This window comes from Corynebacterium sp. PCR 32, from assembly GCF_037464985.1.
Taxonomy (GTDB): domain Bacteria; phylum Actinomycetota; class Actinomycetes; order Mycobacteriales; family Mycobacteriaceae; genus Corynebacterium; species Corynebacterium kroppenstedtii_D.
In genome coordinates, this window is record NZ_JBAHVL010000006.1 from 132,234 (window position 1) to 150,496 (window position 18,263).

Below are 18,263 nucleotides of genomic sequence, written 5' to 3' on the forward strand. Positions count from 1 at the left end.
GCTCGACGCGTCAGGTAGTGCTCTGGTTGGTCTTCTGTGGTCGTATGTTAATGAATTCGTTTCGTCACGGGGTTTTCTGAGACTAGGGGGCGTGGATGGAACTCTTCGCGGAGGTGACGTAATGTTTCAGCGTGCTCGGCTAGTCGCTTGTCTTCCTCGGTGGTGGGAATGAATTGTCGGGCTGCGAGGGGGTTGCCGTCGGTATCGATACCCATGTAGGTGGTGGATGCGTGGATGGCGAGCTTCATGCCGCTGCGTCCTTCCCGTGGGTTACCGGCATATACGTGCACGCTGACCTGCATAGATCGTGTGTCGGTGCGGATGATGCGTGCGTTGACCTCGACAAGGTCTCCGATCTGGATGGGGCGGTAGAATCGGATCCCTCCGGCGTAGACGGCAACAGTGCGGTGCCCGGCGAATTCCATGGTGCAGGCGGTGGCCGCTTCGTCGATCCAGGCCATGGCGGTGCCGCCGTGGACTTTGCCTCCCCAGTTCACGTCTTGTGGTTTTGCCATGAATCGGGTGACGAGTTCTGGGGCAGTCGAATCTTCTGTGTAGCTCTGCTTCAGCATTTCATTTTCGATGGCTTTACGCAGATCGACGCGGGATAGTGAGGCGTCGTGGACTCGCTTTTCTTCATCCGTTGTTGGTTCCCACGTGGGGACGGGAATGGATTTTCCGTTGTTGTCGACGGCAACGAAGATGACGAGGCAGTCGCAGGCGCGGCTAAAGGAGCCGTCGCGGGGGTCGGCGGAGAACACTTCGTTGATGATGTGCATCGAGGATCGGCCGGTGTAGGCGATTGTGGATCGTACTTCGACGAGGTGTCCGGAGGGGATGGGGCGTGTGAAATGGATGTGTCCGACGTATGCCGTAACACAGTAGGCGCCAGACCAGCCGACGGCACAGGCGTAGGCAGATTTGTCGATCCACTCGAGGACACGACCGCCGTGGACGCCCATGGCACCGGCGAGGAGGATATCGTTGGGGGCGGCGAGGAATCGCAGAGTGACGCTGTTGTTGCGTTGCTTGCTTGGCTGTGTGTCGTGGGTGGATGTGGTGTCGTTCGTAGTCATGGTGTCCTTTTGTTGACGTGTTCGTCCCCGCAATGTTGTGGGTTATGAACTATTTGTCTCTTGCATTGTAGGGGTTGGGGATACAGTTAGTGAGTGACCAAGAAAAATGATGCGCGGGAGCTTGTCGCGTCCCTGGAGCAGGTGCGGTCGTGGGCGATGGATCCACAGAATGTAGAACGCCCCCCGCGAAGTGTAGTTGCCCGTGCAATTCGCGCTAGCGTGAAGGCCTTGGAAGCTGACGCTCCGGGTCATAGTGTGGAGGTTCGCATTCCCCCCTTTGCTGCAGTGCAGTGTATTGAAGGACCACGTCATACGCGGGGGACGCCGCCAAATGTTGTGGAGACTGATGCTCTCACGTGGTTACGTCTCGCGTTGGGAATCGTGTCCTGGGAGGACTGCGACACTGAGGTTGAGTTCTCTGGTTCTCGTGCGGCGGAGGTGTCTCGCTGGCTTCCTCAGGTTCGTCAACGGAGGGCTTCGTCGTGATTTAGTTGGGAAAACCAGCAACTGTTATTACAGTAAGGGGAGTGTCGCGCACTGATTGTGTTGATCTGCGGTGTGTAGAGGCGAATGCCCCCACTGCGACCGAGCCGTTCACGACCAGGCCCTCAGTGGCCCATTCTGGTGTATCTGATGAGGTGGTTGCGCCGAACAATCTTGATGTTCACGGTGAGACTGAACCGCATGAAGAGTGTGGTGTCTTTGGTGTGTATGCGCCGGGGGAGGACACTGCGAAGTTAGCGTATTACGGGCTGTATGCCTTACAGCATCGTGGGCAGGAGGCTGCCGGGATTGGAGTTGGCGACGGGCAACAAATCCTGGTGTTTAAAGATTTGGGATTGGTGTCGCAGGTTTTTGACGAGCCGGTGCTCTCATCGCTTCATGGTCATGTGGCTATTGGGCATACTCGGTATTCCACTGCGGGTGGTGTTCGTTGGGAGCATGCGCAGCCTATGTTCCGTACAGCCCGAAGCGGTGGCGACGTAGCCTTGGGCCACAACGGGAACTTGATTAACCAGGGAGAGCTGCGTGAGGAAGCAGCTGCTTACGGGTTGATTGATCCAGCAACAGATCCCACGGATTCGGATGTCATGTGCGCATTGTTGGCGTACTACCACGATGAGGACACGTCACTTGTGGAGGCTGCTGATCACCTGTTGCCGCGTCTTCGTGGTGCGTTTTGTCTGACGTTTACGGATGGCGAGAAGCTTTATGCTGCCCGTGATTCTCATGGTGTTCGCCCGTTGTGCCTTGGCCGGTTGGAACGGGGGTGGGTTGTCGCGTCGGAAACGTGTGCGTTAGACATTGTTGGTGCCACGTTTGTTCGTGAGGTTGAGCCTGGTGAGCTTCTCATTATTGACGATGATGGTGTGCAGTCACATCGCTTTGCTCGGTCGCAGCATCGCGGGTGTGTGTTTGAGTATGTGTATTTGGCTCGCCCGGATTCCACGATTCGTGGTCGTGCGGTGAATGCGACCCGTGTGGAAATTGGGCGCCGGTTGGCGGAGGAAGCGCCTGCCGATGGTGATCTTGTCATCCCGGTTCCATCGTCGGGGACTCCGGCGGCAGTGGGCTATGCGCAGGGGTCGAATATCCCGTTTGGTGAGGGGTTGACCAAGAACGCTTATGTTGGGCGTACCTTTATCCAGCCGTCGCAGACGATTCGTCAATTGGGTATTCGTTTGAAGCTGAATCCACTGCGCGAGGTTATTACGGGGAAGCGACTCGTCGTCGTGGATGATTCGATTGTGCGTGGTAATACGCAGCGTGCATTGGTTAAGATGCTTCGCGATGCTGGGGCGGCGGAGGTTCATGTGCGTATTGCGTCGCCGCCGGTGAAATGGCCGTGTTTCTACGGTATTGATTTTGCGTCCGTGGATGAGCTGGTTGCCAATGAGGTTGATCCTGGGGATGTTGTTGAGGGGGTGCGCGTGTCGATTGGTGCGGATTCGCTGGCGTATGTGTCTGTGGAGGGCATGGTTGCTGCGTCTCGTCAACAGCGGTCAGAGTTGTGCTGTGCGTGTTTCGATGGTCACTATCCGTTGGGGTTACCGGATCTTGATCGGCATGCTGTTGAGGTTCGTGGTCTGCAAGAAAGCATGGCCTCGGGTGGGTTGTGACATGGCGGTTGTCGCCTTGTGTGGCGGACTGCCGTGGTTAGTGTGCGTTGGTAGAAAAGTTTTATTTAGTGAGGAATCGATATGTCAATGATGAGTACCCATGACAGTGATACGTCGGCGGCCCATGCTGAGGGCACGTCGTATGCTGAGGCTGGCGTTGATATTGAAGCTGGGGATCGTGCTGTTGAGCTGTTTGCTCCATTAGCTAAGAAGGCGACTCGCCCTGAGGTTCGCGGTGGTCTCGGTGGATTTGCGGGGCTTTTTGCATTGGGGGAATATAAGGAACCCTTACTTGCTGCGTCGTCGGACGGTGTGGGTACGAAGCTTGCTGTGGCTCAGGCAATGGATAGGCATGACACGATTGGTCAAGATTTGGTTGCGATGGTTGTTGATGACCTCGTGGTGTGTGGTGCTGAGCCGTTGTTTTTGCAGGACTACATTGCGATCGGCAAGGTTGTGCCGGAGCATGTCGCGCAGATTGTTGGTGGTATTGCTCAGGGGTGTCAGATGGCTGGGTGTGCGTTGCTGGGTGGGGAGACCGCTGAGCATCCTGGTGTCATGAAGCCTGGCGAGTATGACATTTCTGCAACGGGCGTCGGTGTTGTTGAGGCTGCGGAGGTCTTAGGGCCAGATAGAGTCCGTGATGGCGATGTGATTATTGGAATGGCGTCCTCTGGGCTGCACTCTAACGGATATTCGTTGGCTCGCAAGGTGTTGCTTGAGGATGCGGGTCTGCCGCTTGATGGTGTCGTGGAGGAACTTGACCGTCCGTTGGGCGAGGAATTGTTGGAACCAACGCGGATTTATGCGCTGGATTGTGTGGAGCTTATCCAGGAGTGTGAAACGCACACGTTCTGTCATGTCACTGGTGGTGGTCTGGCGGGGAATATGGCGCGCGTGATCCCTGAGGGGCTTGTGGCGGAGATGGATCGTGCGTCGTGGACGCCTGGCCCCATTTTCCGTTTGATTGCCGAGCTCGGGTCTGTTCCGGACTCAGAGATGGAGAAGACGTTCAATATGGGTGTCGGTATGGTGGCCGTTGTGAGTGCAGGTGATGCTGATCGTGCGCAGGCGTTGTTGACTGCCCGGCATGTGGATTGTTGGGTGTTGGGCCGGGTTCGTGTGGCGCAGGAGGGCGAGCAGGAGCGAGCTGTGCTTGTTGGAGATTATCCTCAGGCATAGGCGTGAGGTGTACGTAAGGTGCGAGATGTTGGATGCTCACGGTGGAGGTGTGGCGGCACCGTGGCGGGTCTCCTCATGTGCGAGGAATAGTGTTTGAGGCCATCTCGTTGCGCACACGAAAACGGCCAGCACAGCCGTGCCGTGCTGGCCATGATTTCTCGTTGGGTTGTGCTGGTGCACCCAGGGGACTATGCCCCTAAGGGTGGTTAGCGCCAGTCGTCTTCGTTGGGCTCATCTTCTGCCCAACGATCCCACTTGTCGTGGGAGTCTTCTTCCCGTTGTCCGGTCAGTTCACGCTGAAGGCGCTCGAGGTCCATCTCAGGTGAGTTGTACTTCAACTGACGTGCTACCTTGGCTTGTTTTGCCTTGGCGCGGCCGCGACCCATGGTCTGACCCCCTTGGGTTAGCGGGCCGGTGCGGTAATCCTGCGCCGGCCCATGACGAGTTCATAGATTCTTCCTGCCCATACCCTACCGGTTCCGGGCGAAAAATTCTGCATGGGGGGCGCGATATCGTGGAAATGCGGTGTTATCCCAGTACACACGCGGTGTGTGTATCCCGGGGCGGGGTAGCGCTCTTTACTCAGCTTTCCCTCGTAGCTTATCGACGGCGTACCGCCCAGCTTTGGGGGCGTCGTCAAGGTGCGTGGTGTCGGGATCGATAGCGAGGGCAATTCCTTGAGCTTCTAGCGGCGGAGCGGTGGGCGCGGGTGTACTGTGATCGGATGCCGAGTTCACCTGTGTCTTATTAGTCAGTGTTTTCGCGACGATGGCTCGCTTAACCAGGCCGAGTGCGATGGGTCCTTCGTCGCAGTCATCAATGACGGCGCCGATGCGTCCAACAGTGCGCCCGCCCGAGGTGATGGCATCGCCAGGGGAGGGGCGGTGACCGGAGTAGCCGTCGATATGAAGCTTAACCAATAGTCGCGGCGGACGTCCGAGGTTGTGGATGCGTGAGACAGTTTCTTGTCCCCGGTAGCATCCTTTGTTCAGGTGGACGTAGGAGGCACTCGGGCCCTCGTTGGCGGTGGCAAGTTGGGTTGGCCCACTGGCGTGGGGGCCAATGAACGCTTCGACTTCGTGGGGCACTGTTCGCCCGTCGAGGTCGAGAGCAACATCAGGGATCACAGCTTTGATTCGCTCAGCTTCATAGGCCATGAGTCCCGTCGGTGTCGCACCAGCATTGGTCAGCGCAGTGAACGTGTCTTTGAGTGCCGCAGTCGGGACGAGAAGGTGTATCGAGTCGTTGTCGCCGATGACGTGATCATGAAAGGTTATGGTGTTGTGGCACCAGTGGTGAGGTTCTAGAGTGATCTGGTTGATGATGGCGGAAGTGTCGGGCCCCATGATGGTGATAAGGGCGACATCAGCGTCCTCGACAGTCACATGTGACCAAAACACCATCTGGGTGAGATATGTTCGAAGAGCATCGACATGTTCTGGTGTGCAGATGAGATAAAGTAGTGGCTGGTTGCCGGATTCAGCGTGGCTTTCTTCTGGTCGTTGCCGGTCATCAGTGTCTGGCGCATCCCCACGTGGACGCACGATGGTGACGGCATGTTCGATGTGCCCCTTGGCATCGAGGATCAGCCCATGCGTCGTCATGCCCGGCATGAGGGCGTCGACCTTTTGACTAATGAGTGAATTCAACCACGTGAGGGCGTCATCCCCGGTAATGCGGAGAACTCGTTGATGGGAACGGTCAACGACACCCGCTGAACGCTCGAATGCTCGTTGCTCACCGAGGGGGTTGCCATAGTGCCACGCGACGCCGCGTGACGGATGACCATCGGGCGCGTCAGCGGCTCCGTGAAGGGTAGTGAGAAGTGGGCTCTGGTATGCGCCCGGGGTCGTAGTCTCGCCAGTGATCAGGGGGTTGGTCGGAGTCTCAGGGATAGCCACGGGGCCAGTGTAGCGGTGCCTGGGGTGGTTCTCACGACGTCCTCGTCGCAATTGATGCGAGCGGTTCGTCATACAATTGACACCATGCCTGCTGCTACCGTACCGGCATCGCCATTACCCCGCGAGCCATCTGATGAGAAACCGCTATTGATTGTGTCTGTGCTGCACGCAGACATGAATTCATCGTCGCTAGAACCGTACGTTCATGATTCGTCGCAGCCGTTGCTCTACGCTGATGATCTTGCCGCGATTCGAGGCGATGGTGTGTTTGAAACCCTGATGCTTCGAGGCGGCCGCGTGCGAAACATGGATCGTCATGCGATGAGGTTTCGACGTTCGGCGCACATGCTGGGGTTACCTGAGCCTGACCGTGATTTGTGGTGTCGGGCGACGGACCTGGCGGCTGCGTCGTGGAAAGAAAAATATCCGGAATTGGCTGATCGTGATTGTGGTCTACGGTGGGTGCTGTCGCGTGGTCGGGAGTCGACGGGGTGCCTAACGGGGTGGATTACGGTGTCGCCGACATCAGAAGCGGTAGAACGTGGGCGTCGTGACGGGGTCACAGTGATGTCTGCTCAGCGGGGATTTCGTCTCGATATATCTCAGCGGTCACCGTGGGCGTTGATTGGTGCAAAGACGTTGTCATACGCAGCGAATATGGCGGCTCTGCGCTATGCCCATGAGCATGGTGTTGATGATGTCATTTTTATTTCTGATGATGGCGCAGTACTGGAGGGGCCGACCTCGACAGTGATTGCTGTGTCGGGGCGCCGGATGGTGACGCCGAAGACAGATGCGGGGATTCTCGCGGGGACCACACAGGCGTCGATGTTTGATATTGCCCGTGAGCGCGGGTGGCAGTGTGAGGAGCGCCGCCTTACACTCGATGAAGTGAAGGCCGCTGATGGGGTGTGGTTAGTGTCCTCGGTGCGTATCGCTGCCCGTGTCCTGAGTCTGGATGGATATGAGTTCTCTCGTCCGGATACCGCAGATGAGGTGGAGGCAATCGCGGCGGAAGCGGTCCAGGAGTGACCGTGACGGCTGTATCCGCAGTGGGTTCTCCGAGCTGATGATATGTAGAACCCACTATCGTGGTCTCGCCTTGGGGCACTCACCGCGTGTGATGTGCTGTTGTCCTATCCCGCGTGCCGAGTGAGTTCTGCGGACATACGAGGAATCAATTCGTTATCGATTGCGCGTTCATCAACCCAACCCAAATGGTTATTCGGCATCAAACCGTAGAGCCGCTTGCCGGGGCCGAGGGTAGCGGGGCCAGACGCAGTGACCAGCGTTGATGCTGACTGTACATCCCATTGTCGTTCTGTGGTGGGTTGACCATAGAAAATCTCCACAACGCCACTGGCATGGGAGCATACGAATTCGATCTCATCTTTGTCGTTGATACGCCAAAACCCTGATTCACGCTCGCCGGGCCCGGATACGTGTCCGTCGCTATCTAAACGCCAGGTGCGCGATTCGTAGGACAGATAGTTGTGTCCGTCGTGTGAAAAGGTAACTTGCTGCCCAAATGGATATTCGTCGCCCGTGGACAAGTCCTTGCCTTGTCCCTCGCCGCGCCACACTCCAACTAACGGGAGGAGTGCCAGCAGGCCATCGTGAAGAGAGGGGCCTTGGCGTAGATTCGCGGTGTCATCAGGGATAGGGAGGTCGCCGAAGCCCGGGATATTCCGACCTGCTGTCGTCTGTGCCTGCTTTGCGGCGCGATTGACGGCCTCATTGCCATTGAGTTTTGTGACCGGACTCTTCTGCTCGTTATCAGCCATGCGCCCAGCGTACCTGAGGGTGAGTACGGCACCGACGTGGCGTATGTTCTCTTACTTCTGGTCCTTTTCGTATTTTGCTTGGCCGGGTTCTTCCTTCGCCATGGGAGCGAGATCTGAGAGGTTAATAGTCACGTTTTGCTGGCTTGACTGGAGGAAAATTGAGCCTCCTTCACAATAAATAAAGTCTGGCCGCGCCCGTAGCGGGAGATATTTCCCTTCGAGTTGGAGTGAAAACGCTTTTTTGATTTGTTCTTTCAGAGTATGGGGAATATCGGAGCCTTTCACGACAGGGGCGTTTTTATCTCGGCTGGCTGGTCCGTCGAGAACTTCGTAGGCATCCATGGAAATAATGTCAGCTTTAATGCGGAGGCTGACTGCCACTGTTGCTGGCACGTCCATCCCGCCGATGGAACCGCTAAAGACGGCGGAGGATTCTTGGCCACCGTTAGGAGCAGTGTTTGCGAGACGGCGAATGGTCAAATCGGTAATACCGAGGCGCTCGCCTAGTGCCAGCCCGTCCAACGAGAGCGTTGTCGAGATCGTTTCCACGGGGGCGTTTTCAATTTGGCCGTGAATGATGTCTTGTTGCGATGCCTCGATGTTGGTTGCTGATGAATGGACAGTGACTAAGCCAAAGCCGGGGACGTCCAAATCTTGAGCGTCGACGGTCAGTGATGACAATTTTCCCCGTTCAGCTTCGTAGAGGAAGGGGAAACCGCCCGCGGTGACGGCAGGTTGAACTGGCAGATTAGAGTAGCGCTGCAACTCGTGCGCTATGCGGGATTCCGTTCGTGCAGCGATAAATGAATCTGTTACCCAGGCACAGACGACTAGCGCTACCACGGCTATGACCGTGAGCATGCTCACGGTGCGAACCGTTCGACGTTGACGGGGCCGCGCCACGACGGGCGAAGACCCGGCGGGCGAGGAAGGTTGGCTAGTCACCTCTACAGTTTTACCGGTTCCTTTCGCATTCATCGAACCCGCGCTCCGCAGACATCGTACCCGGGTGTAAAAATAGATAATTTAGTTCGGGAGGTGGGGCGAACTCAGCTAGAGTGATCCATTATCGAGCAGGTTAGCTAGTCGCCGGAAAAGGATTCCATCGTGAGAATCGCATTACTCACCGACGCCACGAGTGTGGCCGACGTACTCCCACCACTGGCGCTATTGCCGCACGAAACCATTATTTTCCCTCCCGATGCTACTTCGTCTCGTCAGCTAGATGATGTCTCACTCGCAGTCGTTGACGTCACGGGGGCTGATCTTCTCGGTGCCCGGGAGTTGTGCCGGTCAGTTGCTGCTGCTCATCCCGATATGCCTGTTGCAGTTGCCATTGCAGAAACTAGCCTTATCGCGTTGGATTCGTCGTGGGCCGTTGACGAATTTCTTTTAGCCAGCGCGACACCTGTCGAAATTGATGCACGGTTTCGGCTTCTTCTCACTCGCCGACCGGTGCCAGTGAATGAGGTCGATAATTCGAATGTTGTGACGGTCGGTGAACTCGTTGTTGATGATGCGACCTATACCGCTCGTATCCACGGCACTCCTCTTGACCTCACATACAAGGAGTTTGAGCTGCTTCGCTTCCTTGTACAACACTCCGGGCGTGTGTTTACGCGTAAGCAGCTCTTGCAGGAGGTGTGGGGCTATGATTTCTTCGGGGGAACCCGCACTGTTGATGTCCATGTTCGTCGACTTCGAGCCAAGCTTGGTTCCGAGTATGAAGGAATGATTGCCACGGTTCGCAACGTTGGTTATAAAGCGATTGATGTTGATGTATAGGGCCGTTCACGGTGTGTGAGGCGTGGTCGCGTCTTCAACAACTATGACTGGCGCGAGGAGCCCGGTAGCCTGTGCGACGACAGTACATGCAGCATGAGACGATGCAGCATGCATGAGGCTGCGACCTAGAGATGTAGTGAGGATTGTAGTGATGGCAGACGAATCGATATCCACCACACGGCCGCGTGACATCATTACTCAGCTTGTGTTGGGACCGGTGTCTCCTCGGGTGAGGACTGCCCGTCAGGCATCCGCCGATCGGTGGATGGAGATCGAAACGATTGTGCACACGAGTACCCGACATGATGGGGTCGCCCCCTTTTCGGAACAGTTTTTGCGGGGAATGGAAGAACCGGAGTTTAACCACTGGCATGCATTGGTGAGGGTTGATGGGCATGTGCGTGCACTAGCTGCTGTCGATCCATCTGGTCCGGCTGTTGAGCTTGCTGTTCATCCGTCGTATCGACGGCAAGGTCTGGCCAGGTCGTTGCAGCGGGCGGTTCACACCCATGCGGCGTCTCTTGGTCTCGGTGATGGGCGTGATCTTCACACCAATGGCATAGGTCTTACCTGGTGGGCGCATGGTGACTTGCCCTCGGCACGTGCTGCTGCTGAGCACGTTGGTGCCGTGGCCACGCGAGAACTCTTGGTTATGGAGCTTCCTGGTTCGGCGCTGACTGATCAGTCTGACAATCGGATCGCCCAGGCTATGGCGGGGCTTCCTGAGGATGTCACTGTTATGAGCTGGAGAGAATCGGTGGCGATGTGGGGGAGCCAAGCCGTGGATACAGCGTGGCTAACTGTCAACAATGAGGCCTTCGATTGGCATCCTGAGCAGGGGGGATGGGATCAAGCGCGGTTGGATCAAGCGCGGAAGGCATCTTGGTATGACCCCGACGGTGTTTTGTTGTTGTGGGGGAGCGCAGATGATAACGCTCCTATGCCTCCCCTGTTGGGTTTTCATTGGACGAAGGTGTCGTTTGAAGGTGATGGGGCTTCTGGGCGGGAGGTCGGAGAGGTCTATGTCATTGGGCTTGCTCGTGCTGCCCAAGGGCGGGGGCTTGGTCGGGCTCTGACGGCGAAAGGTATTCAGTATCTTGCTAATAAGGGTGCTGCTTATATCGAGTTGTATGTGGAGGCAGACAATGCTCCTGCCGTTCGCGCTTATGAGGCACTGGGTTTCACGGTGGTTGAGCGACATACAGCCTGGAAATTCTGAGTTATCGGTGAGAGTCCCCGCGTGGTGCTCTGCGCTTTATCTACGTTACGGATGGGTGTCTGGCCGAGTGGTTCGGCTGGTCATTTCCATTCATTGCGCAACGGGGTTTGAGAGCCTGATGAGCAGCAATGCCGGTTGTGCTGACGGTCAGAGTGAGCGGCCATCTCAATCTGACGCTGGACGTCGCCGCGGAGCTGGGTGAATCTATCCGGTGGGAAGCTGGATCGATTTCACCGACCATGTTCAATGAATGGGAATGCAACCGCTGGAGTTTCGCCGGCTGTATATTGGGTGATAGTAATGATCGGTATTGTCTTCATTTTTTATTCCGCCGCAAAAGGCTCATTGAATGGTGCTTTATTCTATTCGGTGTGAGGGTGTTCTCGAGGCATTGAGAGCGTGAAGCTGTGGAATTTGTTTTCGCGAGAGAAGTCGCGTTGAACGAGACCGCTATTGATTGTGGCTATGGTTCTGTAGCTGGTCGGTACACTGTTGGTATGGTGTTTCGCAAAGCGAACCCTTTCTCGAGAATGTCTATTGAGGGCACTGTTGTAGCTGGGTTAAAGCCTCCGGTGTGAAAAGCAAAGCGCGGTGGAAAGAGGTTACCGAAAGGCCTCTCTGGAGCGCATATCTCTGCGATGAGGTCAAAGATCGCCTGGATCAACCAGGTGGAGTTGTCTGGATCATCGTGGGTGATAGGTCCCATACTGCGTTGCGGGTGATGACGTGAGATAGTCATAGGAGTGTGCGCAAGCTTGGCCACGACCGTCGTGTACAGGTGCGCTGTGACGTCAGAGGCGTGTTCCGAATAGGAGAAAATCATGGGCCGACAATCAACCCCTCATATCAACCCACACGGTGTCCCCATTGCGGAGACCATTCTTCTGCCTGGGGACCCACTCCGCGCCCAGTTCATTGCGGAGACTTATCTTGATGATGTTGCCCAATTCAATTCTGTTCGCAATGCGTTTGGCTATACCGGAACGTATCAGGGTAGCCAGGTGTCGGTAATGGGATCGGGGATGGGTATCCCGTCGATTTCCCTGTATGCGTGGGAACTTATTCATGACTTTGGTGTGAAAAAACTCATTCGTGTCGGATCATGTGGATCCTTGCACAAAGAACTAAACCTGTATGACGTCGTTATTGGTCAAGCTGCGTGTACGGATTCACATTTCATGTCGCAGTACAACTTGCCCGGTCAGTACGCGCCTATTGCGTCCTACCGCCTGATCGAAGATGTTCGGAAGCGAGCACAGAACGCTGGAATTGCCACGCATGTCGGCAATGTGTTGAGTTCGGATGTGTTCTACAACTACCAAAGTGATGTCAATGATCGGTGGGCCGCGATGGGTGTTTTGGCTGTGGAAATGGAAGCTGCTGGGCTCTATGCCACTGCCGCGGAGGCCGGTGTGGAAGCGCTAGGGATTTTCACTGTGAGCGACAACATCGTTACTGGGGAAGTGACCACCGCGGAGGAGCGACAACAGGCGTTTACCACGATGATGGAGCTCGCCCTTCCACTCGCAGCGATCTAAGTAGGCCACGATGAAGAACAAAAAGTCGCTGAACCCAAAGGTTGCGGTACCGATTATTTTATTCACCTTCGTGTTTAGTTTGGTCATCGATAATGGCTTTAAGTTCATGTCCAAACCCATTGCTGATGACCTCCACCTCTCTGCGACTACGGTGAGCCTCCAAGCCACACTTGCGGGAATTGTCATCGGTATTGGGGCCGTGGTGTATGCCGCTCTTGCCGATACTTTCAGTATTAAGAAATTACTCTACGTTGGCATCGGGCTTGCCGTTGGCGGGTCGGTCATTGGATTCGTGTTCCAACATTCGTGGCCGATGGTCCTCATAGGACGAATTATCCAAACTACCGGTCTGGCTGGCGCAGAAACGCTCTATGTCATCTACGTGACTAAGCACATACCCGCGAAAGATCAGAAAACTTATCTCGGTTTCTCGACTGCCGCCTTTCAACTCGCCATGCTCATCGGCGTGTTGACCAGTGGTTTCGTCTCTGATTATATTTCGTGGCCAGCTATGTTCTTGGTTGCCGCGGCGTTGATTCTTGCGGTCCCTCTCATTGCGAAGACAGTACCCGACGATGAGAAAGTCAGTGCGAACCTTGATGTGATCGGATTACTGCTCATCGGTGTTATCGGGACGTCTGCCGTCGTGTTTATACAACAGTTCCGGGTTCTCTATGCTGCCATGTCAGTGGCTGGAGTTGTCCTTTTCGCGGTGTATATCAGGGTTAACAAGAATGCGCTCGTCAGGCCAGAATTTTTTCTGAACGGCCGGTACGTTTGGGCTTTGGTTGTTGTGCTCATTTTGTACTCGGTTCAATTGGGCTACATTGTCTTCTTTCCGTTTATCGTGTCGAAGCTGTATGGGTTGGGGACGCACACGACGTCCATGCTGATTGCGCCGGGGTATGCCTGTGCTACGGCAGTGGGGGCAGCGTCGGGTGTTATTGCGAAGGTGGTGGCAACGCGTCCGGCGATCATGATGGCGTTGGTGTCGATTTGTGGTGCATTAGTGATCCCGGCGATTATGCCTGATGTCTCGGTGTGGTTGTTGATCATCTCTATGATGTTTTTTGGTAGCGGTTTTGCGCTGATGTATGCGCCGTTGATGGCGTCGGCGATCAAGGAAATTCCTGCGGAAAAGACTGGTGTTGCGATTGGGTTTTATAATCTGACGATTAACATCGCGATCCCAGTGGGTATTGCATACACGGCGAAACTTATCGACATTGAGCCGACGTTTTTCAGTGGTCTGACTGTGGGGTCAGGCCATGTGAGCCACGCCTATGGCACGGTGTTATGGATATTGGCTGCCATTGTGGCGGTGGCATTTTTTGTTTATGTGCTCTCAGATCGCTATCTGACGTGGCGGGACCATCGTCGCAGGGGTGTGGTGGCTAGTGGCGCTCGGGGTGATGACATTTCAGTGGAGGGAGCCTGAGGCGCCTAGGCTTTGGATGTGGGAGCTCAGCGATGGTCGTGGAGGCGGTGGGCGGTGCCAGCGCTAGAAGGTTCCGCCGTAGCGTTGTTGGATTTCGTCGAAGTGCCGGGTGAATGTGGCTTCGCGGTCACGTTCGTCTTTTCCTCCGACGTATTCGTCTGGGCGCATGCCTGTGGCCAAGTAGATGACGCGGGCACCTATGTGGACTGCGTGGTCTGAGTATCGCTCGTAGTAGCGGGATAGCAGGGTGACGTCGACAGCGTTTGTCGTCGTGTAGGGCCATTCGCGCTGAGTTGTGAGGACAAAAATGTGGTGGTGGAGGTCATCAGTGGCGTCGTCATCGCGGGCCAGCTGGAGTGCAAGTTCTGGATCATATGATACGAGGACGTCGTGCAGGGTGTTGGTAATGTCAAGGCATTGCTTGGCCATTTCAGAGAAATAGGGAACCATGTTTTCCGGTACTGCGTATTCTGGGTGGCGACGTCGTGCTACTTTTGCGATGTGGACCATAAGGGCTGACATGCGTGAGAGGTCTTCAACAATGTAGGTGCCGGAAATGACACGGCGAAGATCACGAGCTACAGGGCTTTCGAGAGCAAGAAGTTGGAAGGCTTGCTGTTCGCACTTGACACGGAGCTCTTCGACATCTTCCACGCTGGTCAGTACGTCTTCTGCAGCCGTGAGGTTGGCGTCTAATAACGCTCGGGAAGCTTGCGATGCCATCTCTGTGATGGAATCGCACATCACGATGAGATTGTGGGCAAATTCCGCGAGGTGTTCCCGATAGTCGTCTCTCATGGTGGCTAATTTTAGGGGAAGTCGGGTGACATTGCTGGGCTGGATACGGTGAAGTTGTCGTGTGGTATCTGTTTATCCCCCAGAGTGCATGATGTCTGCACCGACGGGGACGGTTCGGTCATCGGGGTCGTTGAGCCAGCCGTCAGGCAGCGTCACGGCTTTTGCGGAACCTTGTCTGCCACGAGCACCGTCTGCGTCGTTGGGGAGAGCGGTTGCTACTGTGGGGTCAGCCATTGCTGTGTCGAGGATATGGGTCAATTCGGTGATACTTGATATCTGCATAATTTTTTGGCGCAGTTCAGATCCTGCGGGGTATCCACGTAGATACCAGCCCATGTGTTTGCGTATGTCTCGGCATGCGGTGGATTCACCTGAATGCGCTGCTAATAAGCGTGTATGGCGCACAATAATGGTGCAGACTTGTGCGAATGTTGGTTGTTTGGGGAGAGGTTGACCATGGAGGGCTGCAGATAGTTCTGCGAATAGCCATGGTCTCCCGAGGCAGCCGCGCCCGACGACGACCCCATCGCAACCTGTCTGGTTCATCATGTGTGCTGCGTCAGTTGCTTTAAAAATGTCGCCGTTTCCTAAAACGGGAACTCCGGTGTCGGACAAGTGTTCTTTGAGTTCCCCGATGTGATTCCAGTCAGCGGTTCCTGAGTATCGTTGTGCTGCGGTTCGGGCGTGTAAAGCTACAGCTTGGGCGCCTTCTGCTGCGGCGATGGCACCTGCGTCTAAGTAGGTGAGGTGGTCATCGTCGATACCGGTCCGCATTTTGACGGTGATTGGGATGTTTGTTCCTTCGACGCCTCGGACGGCAGCGGCGACGATATTGCCAAAGAGACGACGTTTGAAGGGAAGAGCTGCCCCTCCGCCGCGTCGGGTGACTTTTGGTACGGGGCAGCCGAAGTTCATATCAATATGGTCGGCGAGGTTTTCGTTGGCGATCATACGTGCTGCTTCAAAGGTCCACGTGGGGTCGGTGGTGTAGAGCTGGAGGCTGCGTGGGGTTTCTTCTGGGGCGAAGGTGGTCATGTGTAGCGTTTTTTCGTTTCGTTCGACGAGTGCGCGTGCTGTGACCATTTCGCAGACATACAGCCCGGATGTGGTGCCGGTTTTTTCCTTTTCAAGTTCACGGCATAGTAGGCGGAAGGCTACGTTTGTTACCCCCGCCATGGGTGCGAGGATGACGGGAGAGGACAGGGTAATGGGGCCGATCTGAAGAGGTGTACGGGATCCAGAAATCACCGTGCCAGTGTAAATGGGGGTGAGTGTGGTACCAAGTGAGGCGCGCGGAGCTGTTCGAGCATGATGGTGTGGGGTGGGGCTTGGTGGTCCCCCGCTATTGTGACGTGGCATGGAAGATGTGAAAATGTACGTCGATTGTGGTCGGTGTCACTGAGCGGTCGTTGTTCAGGTGGGCACCGTGTTATCGGCGCATGTTGTGTCGTGGCCTCGCAGGAGACCGGCGCTCGGAGGACGTAGAGGAGAAGGATATGTCAGGACGGATAGCTAACTCGAAGCTGCGTGGTCGTATTATGACCGCTGATGAAGCTGCTTCCCAGATTAATCCCGGGGATCAACTCGGGTGTAGCGGCTTCACCGGGGCTGGTTACCCCAAAGCTGTTCCGGAGGCGCTTGCGCGTCGTATCAAGGCTGCGCACGATCGTGGTGACGAGTTCAAAGTTAACGTTATGACTGGTGCTTCGACTGCTCCAGAATTTGATGGTGCGCTTGCTGAGGTCAATGGGATCAATTGGCGTATGCCGTTTCAGTCTGATCCTACGTTGCGTAAGCGTATTAACGCTGGGGATACATATTTTACTGATCTTCACCTTTCTGATCCTGGTACCCTGACTGATCAGGGGTTTTTTGGCCCGACGGATGTTGCCGTTGTGGAGGCTGTGCGGATTCGGGAAGACGGGTCGATTATTCCGTCCTCGTCGGTGGGGTGTTCTGTGAATTACCTGCGTAATGCCAAGAAGGTCATTATTGAGGTGAATTCGTGGCAGGACGAAAACCTTGAGGGGATGCATGACATTTGGAGCTATGGGCAGTTGCCGAATCGTCAGCCGATTCCGATCACTGATCCAGGGGATCGGATTGGAAAAACATATATAGATTTGGATATCGACAAAGTTGTTGCGGTTGTTGAGACCGATGGGCCTGACCGAAATTCCCCGTTTAAGCCTATTGATGATGATTCCAAGCGGATTGCGGACTATTTGCTGGATTTCTTGGATGGGGAAGTGAAGGCCGGCAGGCTGAATAGGGATTTGCTTCCGATACAGTCGGGTGTTGGCAATGTTGCGAATGCTGTTCTCGCTGGGCTTGGTGATGGCCCGTATCGTCAGATCACGTCATATACTGAGGTTATTCAGGACGGAATGGTCGATCTGTTGGACCAAGGAACCATGGCGGTGGCGTCGGCGACGGCTTTCTCGTTGTCGCCAGAGTATGCGCATCGGGTGAATGAGTCTGCGGCTGATTATGCAAAGAAGATTGTGCTTCGTCCGCAGGAAATTACGAATAATGCGGAGGTTATCCGACGTCTTGGTGTGATTGCGTGTAATGGCATGATTGAGGCGGATATTTACGGGAATGTTAATTCGACGCATATCACCGGGTCCACCATGATGAATGGGATTGGAGGGTCTGGTGATTTCGCACGTAACGCATTTGTTTCTTGTTTTGTGTCACCGTCCCGCGCGAAGGGTGGGGCGATCTCTGCCATCGTTCCTATGGTCTCGCATGTTGACCATGCTGAACATGATGTTGATGTCCTTATTACCGAGCAGGGGCTTGCGGATCTTCGTGGGCTTGCTCCCCGTCAGCGGTCGCGGAAGATTATTGAGAACTGTGCTCACCCAGATTACCGTGAGTTGTTGTTGGAGTATGTGGAGCGGGCAGAGAAAGTCTCTTCTGGTTTACATACTCCACATGATTTGCGTGAGGCACTTTCGTTCCATACCCGTTTCTTGGAGACGGGCTCTATGATGCCGGAAAAATAGGATTGACAAGCGTGGTTGGGGGGTTCTCCAGGCCGTTTGCCAGCCGTCGGGCGTCATGATCTATACTATCTAACGCACATTCAAACTTGTGTGTAGCACCTGTGTATGGTGCATCTATGGCGCATTGCGACGTGTTTGCGTGGCGATAGGTTGTACAGGTTTCGTTGTGTGTTGGGCCTTTAGCTCAGTTGGTAGAGCTACGGACTTTTAATCCGCAGGTCCCGGGTTCGAGCCCCGGAGGGCCCACTGAATGCCCCTCCACCAGACATGGTGGAGGGGTTTTGTGCGTTGTCATGTGCTCCTCGACGGTGGGTGATCTGTGGATGCTGTCACCGCTGTGCCTAGTTTCTTCCGAGAATACGGAAACGAGCGTCGCGGATGTGGCTGGGCGTTACCATTTTCATCACGTAT

General features: G+C 55.4%; 16 protein-coding genes, 1 tRNA gene and 1 pseudogene. 11 read left to right on the top strand and 7 right to left on the bottom strand.

Annotation, left to right across the window (positions count from 1 at the left end):
• Window positions 1-47 precede the first annotated feature (47 nt).
• Complete coding sequence (locus V5S80_RS08470; protein WP_395170332.1) at window positions 48-1,076, bottom strand: acyl-CoA thioesterase; 1,029 nt, start codon at window positions 1,074-1,076, stop codon at window positions 48-50.
• 93 nt (window positions 1,077-1,169) lie between these two features.
• On the opposite strand from V5S80_RS08470, the gene V5S80_RS08475 reads away from it, so the two are divergent.
• The 3 genes from V5S80_RS08475 to purM all read left to right on the top strand — a co-directional run bounded on the left by V5S80_RS08475 (window position 1,170) and on the right by purM (window position 4,378).
• Window positions 1,170-1,562, top strand: a complete 393-nt coding sequence (locus V5S80_RS08475; RefSeq protein WP_395170333.1) for a sterol carrier family protein — start codon at window positions 1,170-1,172, stop codon at window positions 1,560-1,562.
• Between the two features lie 125 nt (window positions 1,563-1,687).
• The gene (purF, locus tag V5S80_RS08480) at window positions 1,688-3,196 is read left to right on the top strand and encodes an amidophosphoribosyltransferase (RefSeq protein ID WP_395170363.1); all 1,509 of its coding nucleotides are present in this window, start codon (window positions 1,688-1,690) and stop codon (window positions 3,194-3,196) included.
• Window positions 3,197-3,286: 90 nt separating this feature from the next.
• A complete protein-coding gene (gene purM / locus V5S80_RS08485) occupies window positions 3,287-4,378 on the top strand; it encodes a phosphoribosylformylglycinamidine cyclo-ligase (protein WP_395170364.1) in 1,092 nt (363 codons plus the stop codon).
• A gap of 206 nt (window positions 4,379-4,584) precedes the next feature.
• Here the strand turns inward: purM and V5S80_RS08490 are convergent, their stop codons facing one another.
• The gene (locus V5S80_RS08490) at window positions 4,585-4,764 is read right to left on the bottom strand and encodes a DUF3073 domain-containing protein (protein WP_395170334.1); all 180 of its coding nucleotides are present in this window, start codon (window positions 4,762-4,764) and stop codon (window positions 4,585-4,587) included.
• Between the two features lie 192 nt (window positions 4,765-4,956).
• Window positions 4,957-6,351 carry a YgfZ/GcvT domain-containing protein gene (locus V5S80_RS08495; RefSeq protein WP_395170335.1) on the bottom strand — a complete coding sequence of 465 codons (1,395 nt, stop codon included), beginning with the start codon at window positions 6,349-6,351 and terminating at the stop codon, window positions 4,957-4,959.
• A gap of 102 nt (window positions 6,352-6,453) precedes the next feature.
• On the opposite strand from V5S80_RS08495, the gene V5S80_RS08500 reads away from it, so the two are divergent.
• Entirely contained in the window at window positions 6,454-7,311 is an 858-nt protein-coding gene (locus V5S80_RS08500; RefSeq protein WP_395170365.1) for an aminodeoxychorismate lyase, read from the top strand.
• 104 nt (window positions 7,312-7,415) lie between these two features.
• On the opposite strand, the gene V5S80_RS08505 is transcribed toward V5S80_RS08500, so the two are convergent.
• Window positions 7,416-8,063 carry an FABP family protein gene (locus V5S80_RS08505; protein WP_395170336.1) on the bottom strand — a complete coding sequence of 216 codons (648 nt, stop codon included), beginning with the start codon at window positions 8,061-8,063 and terminating at the stop codon, window positions 7,416-7,418.
• A 51-nt stretch (window positions 8,064-8,114) separates the two neighbouring features.
• Window positions 8,115-9,041, bottom strand: a complete 927-nt coding sequence (locus tag V5S80_RS08510) for a DUF2993 domain-containing protein (protein WP_395170337.1) — start codon at window positions 9,039-9,041, stop codon at window positions 8,115-8,117.
• A gap of 129 nt (window positions 9,042-9,170) precedes the next feature.
• Between V5S80_RS08510 and V5S80_RS08515 the strand changes: the two genes are divergently transcribed.
• From V5S80_RS08515 to V5S80_RS08535, 5 genes and pseudogenes are all read left to right on the top strand, one after another.
• Entirely contained in the window at window positions 9,171-9,848 is a 678-nt protein-coding gene (locus V5S80_RS08515; protein ID WP_395170338.1) for a winged helix-turn-helix domain-containing protein, read from the top strand.
• Between the two features lie 151 nt (window positions 9,849-9,999).
• Window positions 10,000-11,067, top strand: a complete 1,068-nt coding sequence (gene mshD / locus V5S80_RS08520) for a mycothiol synthase (RefSeq protein ID WP_395170339.1) — start codon at window positions 10,000-10,002, stop codon at window positions 11,065-11,067.
• 473 nt (window positions 11,068-11,540) lie between these two features.
• Window positions 11,541-11,740: pseudogene (pstB, locus tag V5S80_RS08525) on the top strand (phosphate ABC transporter ATP-binding protein); the annotation flags it as partial.
• Between the two features lie 148 nt (window positions 11,741-11,888).
• Window positions 11,889-12,605 (top strand): purine-nucleoside phosphorylase, encoded by a 717-nt coding sequence (gene deoD, locus V5S80_RS08530; RefSeq protein WP_395170340.1) that lies wholly within the window; start codon window positions 11,889-11,891, stop codon window positions 12,603-12,605.
• 10 nt (window positions 12,606-12,615) lie between these two features.
• Complete coding sequence (locus V5S80_RS08535; protein ID WP_395170341.1) at window positions 12,616-14,043, top strand: MFS transporter; 1,428 nt, start codon at window positions 12,616-12,618, stop codon at window positions 14,041-14,043.
• Between the two features lie 63 nt (window positions 14,044-14,106).
• On the opposite strand, the gene phoU is transcribed toward V5S80_RS08535, so the two are convergent.
• Together phoU and dusB are read right to left on the bottom strand one after the other, a co-directional pair.
• Window positions 14,107-14,841 carry a phosphate signaling complex protein PhoU gene (gene phoU, locus V5S80_RS08540; protein ID WP_395170342.1) on the bottom strand — a complete coding sequence of 245 codons (735 nt, stop codon included), beginning with the start codon at window positions 14,839-14,841 and terminating at the stop codon, window positions 14,107-14,109.
• A gap of 72 nt (window positions 14,842-14,913) precedes the next feature.
• Entirely contained in the window at window positions 14,914-16,017 is a 1,104-nt protein-coding gene (dusB, locus tag V5S80_RS08545) for a tRNA dihydrouridine synthase DusB (protein ID WP_395170366.1), read from the bottom strand.
• Between the two features lie 320 nt (window positions 16,018-16,337).
• Between dusB and V5S80_RS08550 the strand changes: the two genes are divergently transcribed.
• Both V5S80_RS08550 and V5S80_RS08555 read left to right on the top strand, forming a co-directional pair.
• Window positions 16,338-17,852 (top strand): acetyl-CoA hydrolase/transferase family protein, encoded by a 1,515-nt coding sequence (locus tag V5S80_RS08550; protein WP_395170343.1) that lies wholly within the window; start codon window positions 16,338-16,340, stop codon window positions 17,850-17,852.
• A gap of 173 nt (window positions 17,853-18,025) precedes the next feature.
• Window positions 18,026-18,098, top strand: a tRNA-Lys gene (locus V5S80_RS08555).
• The last annotated feature ends 165 nt before the right edge of the window (window positions 18,099-18,263 follow it).

Excerpts from the sequence above, each read along its gene's own strand:
- V5S80_RS08550 (WP_395170343.1), top strand. The coding sequence starts at position 16,338 with ATGTCAGGACGGATAGCTAACTCGAAGCTGCGTGGTCGTATTATGACC.
- V5S80_RS08500 (WP_395170365.1), top strand. The coding sequence starts at position 6,454 with ATGAATTCATCGTCGCTAGAACCGTACGTTCATGATTCGTCGCAGCCG.
- V5S80_RS08535 (WP_395170341.1), top strand. The coding sequence starts at position 12,616 with ATGAAGAACAAAAAGTCGCTGAACCCAAAGGTTGCGGTACCGATTATT.
- phoU (WP_395170342.1), bottom strand. The coding sequence starts at position 14,841 with ATGAGAGACGACTATCGGGAACACCTCGCGGAATTTGCCCACAATCTC.
- V5S80_RS08470 (WP_395170332.1), bottom strand. The coding sequence starts at position 1,076 with ATGACTACGAACGACACCACATCCACCCACGACACACAGCCAAGCAAG.
- V5S80_RS08510 (WP_395170337.1), bottom strand. The coding sequence starts at position 9,041 with ATGAATGCGAAAGGAACCGGTAAAACTGTAGAGGTGACTAGCCAACCT.
- dusB (WP_395170366.1), bottom strand. The coding sequence starts at position 16,017 with ATGGCGGGGGTAACAAACGTAGCCTTCCGCCTACTATGCCGTGAACTT.
- purM (WP_395170364.1), top strand. The coding sequence starts at position 3,287 with ATGAGTACCCATGACAGTGATACGTCGGCGGCCCATGCTGAGGGCACG.
- V5S80_RS08505 (WP_395170336.1), bottom strand. The coding sequence starts at position 8,063 with ATGGCTGATAACGAGCAGAAGAGTCCGGTCACAAAACTCAATGGCAAT.
- mshD (WP_395170339.1), top strand. The coding sequence starts at position 10,000 with ATGGCAGACGAATCGATATCCACCACACGGCCGCGTGACATCATTACT.
- V5S80_RS08495 (WP_395170335.1), bottom strand. The coding sequence starts at position 6,351 with ATGACGAACCGCTCGCATCAATTGCGACGAGGACGTCGTGAGAACCAC.
- deoD (WP_395170340.1), top strand. The coding sequence starts at position 11,889 with ATGGGCCGACAATCAACCCCTCATATCAACCCACACGGTGTCCCCATT.
- V5S80_RS08490 (WP_395170334.1), bottom strand. The coding sequence starts at position 4,764 with ATGGGTCGCGGCCGCGCCAAGGCAAAACAAGCCAAGGTAGCACGTCAG.